The organism is Actinospineispora eucalypti, assembly GCF_039543365.1.
In the GTDB taxonomy this organism is placed as follows: Bacteria; Actinomycetota; Actinomycetes; order Mycobacteriales; family Pseudonocardiaceae; genus Pseudonocardia; species Pseudonocardia eucalypti.
This window is the reverse complement of record NZ_BAABJP010000053.1, coordinates 1-4,261: the sequence shown is the minus strand read 5'-3', so window position 1 is coordinate 4,261 and position 4,261 is coordinate 1. Positions and strand designations below refer to the sequence as shown.

At 74.4% G+C, this 4,261-nt stretch carries 1 protein-coding gene; it reads left to right on the top strand.

Annotated features, from left to right (window positions below; genetic code table 11):
* On the top strand, window positions 1-4,261 hold a 4,261-nt coding region (locus ABEB12_RS35955; protein WP_345703442.1), incomplete at both ends, for a trypsin-like peptidase domain-containing protein.

Genomic DNA, 4,261 nt, shown 5'->3' with positions numbered 1-4,261 from the left:
CCGGACACCACCGACTGGCTGGCCCGGCTGCACGCCGAAGGCCTGCTGATCGAAGACCACTTCCGGGAAGCGCGCACCGGGATCTTCGGCCACTGGCTGCCGGCACGGGCACACCTGCTGGTGGATCACCTGGACCCCGCCGGCGGGATCGCCCACCCCGCCGGTTACCGGGCGCTGCTGGCGAGGCTGCTGCGCGCATTCGCCGCCGGCGAAGAGGGCTGGACCGACGCGCGGCAGCTGTTGGAGACGTTGCGCTGGACCAGCGAGAGCCCGCTGTTCGGCTGGGACACCGCACCGGCCCGGTTCTCCGCGTGGGACCTGTTGCTGTCAATCGGTAGGCACCCGGGGCGGACGAACCGGCAGCTCACCGAGCTGGTCCCGATCGGCTACGCCGCACTGTCCGGCCGGCTGAGCTGGCTGCAGGCCCGGGGGCTGGTGAACCGGACCAAGCGGTCGAACGCCGCCGATCAGCGCATCGGGCTGTCCAAGCGGGGGGGCCGGCTGCTCGCGGAACTGCGGCTGCTGCACCTGGTGTCCGACCACGACTACCAGGCCAGGTTGCGGGGGGTCGCCGAGGCGCTGGGCCGGGCGCGGGGGCTCAACAGGGAACAGGCGGCCCTGGTGCTGCACGACAGGCTGACCCGGCTGTACCCCGATCGATCGAGCACTCCGGACACGCTGGCCCAGCTGATGGTCGAGCTGGTCGCCCGGCCGCGCACGCTGGACGATTTCACCTTCCGCCACCCCGAGACCGACGCGGTGGCCGGATGGCTGGCACTGCTGGAGCGGCTCGGGTTCGTGCGGTTGGAGCCGGGTGAAGTCGTTGCGACTCCGCAGGCGTTCACCCTGCTGCGCGCCCGGATCTCGCCGGCCTGGAGCCACGTCCGACCGCCCGGCAGCGAGCGGCTGTGGGCGGTGATCGAGGCTTACGGCCCGCTTGACTCGGGCAAGTCCATCGACCCGCTCGTCGACGAGGCGCGCCGGCTGCGCGACGCCGGGTTGCTGCCCGCCACGCGGCGCTCGGGCGTGCCGCCCCTCCCGGCGCACCCGACGTCACGGGCCGGACGGGCGGTTCCATCCGAACCGACCTCACCCGAGCAGACGGCCGACCGCCGCCGGCTCGCGCTGCTGCGCGCGCTGGTCAAGCCGAGGTTCCACGCCGAGCTGATGAAGCTGGGCCTGGCCGGTGAGCTCCCCGCGCTGCGCCGGGCCGGCCTGGTGCAACACCGCCTGGTCACCGAACGGTCCACGCACAACGTCCGTGCCGAGTACTCGCTGACCGACCTGGGGCGAGAGGTTCTGTCTCGGAACCAGCAGGCCGGTCCGCCCGGCGGGGCGCTGGCGGTCACCACCGCTGCGCTGCTGCTCCTGTACCGACTGGCCCCCGATTCGGCGAGCGCGGGCTGGGGGACGTTGGCGCTGGTCGGGGTGGGCCTGGTAGTGCTGGGCGTGATCGTGCGGGTGGCCCGGCCGCGCGGCCGCGAGGTCCCGGACTCGCCGTTCACCGGCGGAGACGAAGGCGCCGGGGTGCGGCTGCACCAGCTCGGGCGGCTACGCTACCTCGCCACGCTCAAGGAAGACACCCGCGGCCCCACCGTCATCCTGGTCTGGGACAAGCGGGACGAAGCGCTGGTGCTCAAGCTGGGGCGCGGCCCGCGGTTCCGGCCGTCCTCGGTGGCCGGCACGGAGCGATTCCGGCGGTTCGGCCGGCCGGCGCCGGGTTCCCGGCTGGCCATGCTGCGTGCCCCGCTGCGCCACCCGGTCACCGGCCGGACCTTGGTCCGCCGGCTGGCGATCGTGGAGGTGGCCGGGTACGTCGGCCCGCTGAGCCGGGAGGAACAGGCGCGGCTCACCGACGACGCCGAGGTCACCGGCGGGGACGAGTTCTTCGAGGACGAGTTCGACCTGCGCCGGCAGCTGGACCAGCTGGCGATCAACTACATGGCGAACGCGCTGGCCGGCAACTGGGACGGGATCGCCGCACGGAACGTACGGCTGGACGCCCTGGGCCGGCAGCACCAGGTCGACTTCGACCGGGTGGACCGGCTGGCACCCGGTGACGGCCGGGCGGCCGGCTTCGCGGACCACCTCCACCCCGAGATGCCGGGGTTCGCGGCCGTCGACGGGTCGCTGGCCGAGTACCTGCGGTTGCTGCTACACATCGAGCCGGAGGTGTACGGGCGGCTGAGCCTGGCCGAGGTCGTGGCGCTGCTCCGCGAGGCCAGGGCGCACCTGGACCGGTCGTCCGGCGCCCCGCTCGACGCGGCCGACCGCCGGCGCCAGCTGGCCGCCCTGGGCTGGATCGACGAGGTGCTCGCGGCCGCCGACGCCGGCGATCCGCACCCGCTCGGCGCCGGCTACACCGCGCTGCTGGCCCGCGCCCGGAAGGTGGCGGAGCGGCACGGGCTGGGCGACCCGGACCGGCGCGCCCGCTACCTGGCCGAGGCCGCCTCCCGCGCCGCCGAGGGCGGTGAGTTGCCGGCACCAGTCGTCGGCAGGGTGTACGCGCTGACCGAGCGGAAGATCGCCGCACATGCCGACGCGGGCCGCGGCGTAGCGGTGCACCGCTATGACGTGCGCACCGCCCGCTGGGTGGTCACGGTGTCCGAACCGGCCGGGCGCCGGCGGCTGTTCGCGCCGAAGGTGACCGTCTCCGCGCACTTCGATCCGACCCCCGAGTCGATCGCGGCCCTGGCTACGGACGTGTTCGACACGCTGGAAGCGGCCGGGGTGGAGGTGCGGGACCTCGCGGCGGTGGCCGCCGGTTTCGGGGTGGACACCGAACTGCTGACCAGGGCCGTCGAGGCGTCGCCCTACCTGATCGTGGACGAGGGCGCGCGGGCCGTGGTGGTAGGGCGGCGCGCGGTGATCGACGCCGGGTTCACGCTGACCCTGGTGGACGGCCGCCCGGCCGTGGTGCGGCGGTCGCCGGCCGGGCTGCTGGTGATCGACGGCCGCCAGCTCACCACCGAGGCCGAGCTGGCCGGGCGCACGCCGCTGGGCTTCGCCACCGAGCAGATCGAGCTGTTGGTGGCGCAGTGGCTGCTGTCCCCGGTGTCGCCGTACGAGGTCGAAGCCTGGACGGCCGAGGTGTACGGGTTGCTGGCCCGGGCCTGGGACACCGGCGCCGCCCCGGTGGCCGAGAACGGGCGGGTAGCCCTGCACCGCCCGGACCTGGGCGAACCGATCGCCGAGCCGCGCGAGTACGACTGGGCGCCCACCGGTGTGCTGGAGCTGGTCACCTGGCGGCTCGACTCCGGGGCGCTGCTGCTGACCGGCCTCGGGCCGGTGCTGGCGGGTGCGCCATTCGGCCCCGCCGTCCGGGTCGCCCGGCCGGCCCCTTCGGTGGTGCGGATCACCGCGCCGGGGGTGAACGGGGTGGGCAGCGGGGTGGTGGTGCGCGCTGCCGGCCCGGCCGGCCCGGCCCGGGTGCTGACCGCGCTGCACGTGGTGACCGGTGCCGAGGGGCACCCGATCTTCGTCGACGGACGCCCGGCCGGTCGGTGGGTGACCCTCCCGCTGGACGACTACGGCCCGCTCGCCGGTCTGGCCCGGGACGCGTACCAGATGGCCGGGCTCGGGCTGGGCACCGTCGACCTGGCGTTGATCGAGGTAGACGGTTTGGACGCGCCCGAGGTGTCGGTGCGGGCCACCCCGGCCGAGCGCGATCAGCTGATCGTGATCGAGGGCAATCCGAGCGGCCACGAGCTTGCCACCCAGGTGCCCGTCGCCGAGGTGGTCGGCGGGCACGTGGTGGTCCGGGTGCTGCTCGGCCGGGGCGTCTCCGGGGGACCCGCGTTCGACCAGACCGGGGCACTGGTCGCGCTGGCCAGCTGGGGGCTGGACGCGGACAGCAAGCTCTTCTTGATCGAAGTACAGCTGATCACCGAGTTCCTGCGACGGGCGCACGAGCTGCTCGACACCGGCGAACCGTCCGGCGGGTGCCCGCCGGTGCGGGGACCCCCGGGTCCGAGGCGGAGCTGGGTCCGGGCCTGGAGCACCCCGCTCCCGCCGGCCGCCGCACTGAAGATGTTGGCGGCCACCGGCACACCGCATTCCGGCGCGGTGCTCGCGGATGAGCGGCCGGGCGAGCTGGCCGCGTTCGAGCAGATCATGCCCGAGTTGCTCGCCTACGGGGTCGAGCGTGACGGGTTCGTGGAGCTTCCCCTGGTCGGACCGGTGTTGGACGCGCTGGCAGCGGCCGGGCTGGGCGATCTGCCGCAGCGGTTGGTCGGGTTCTTCTGGGCGGACCGGGACCTGG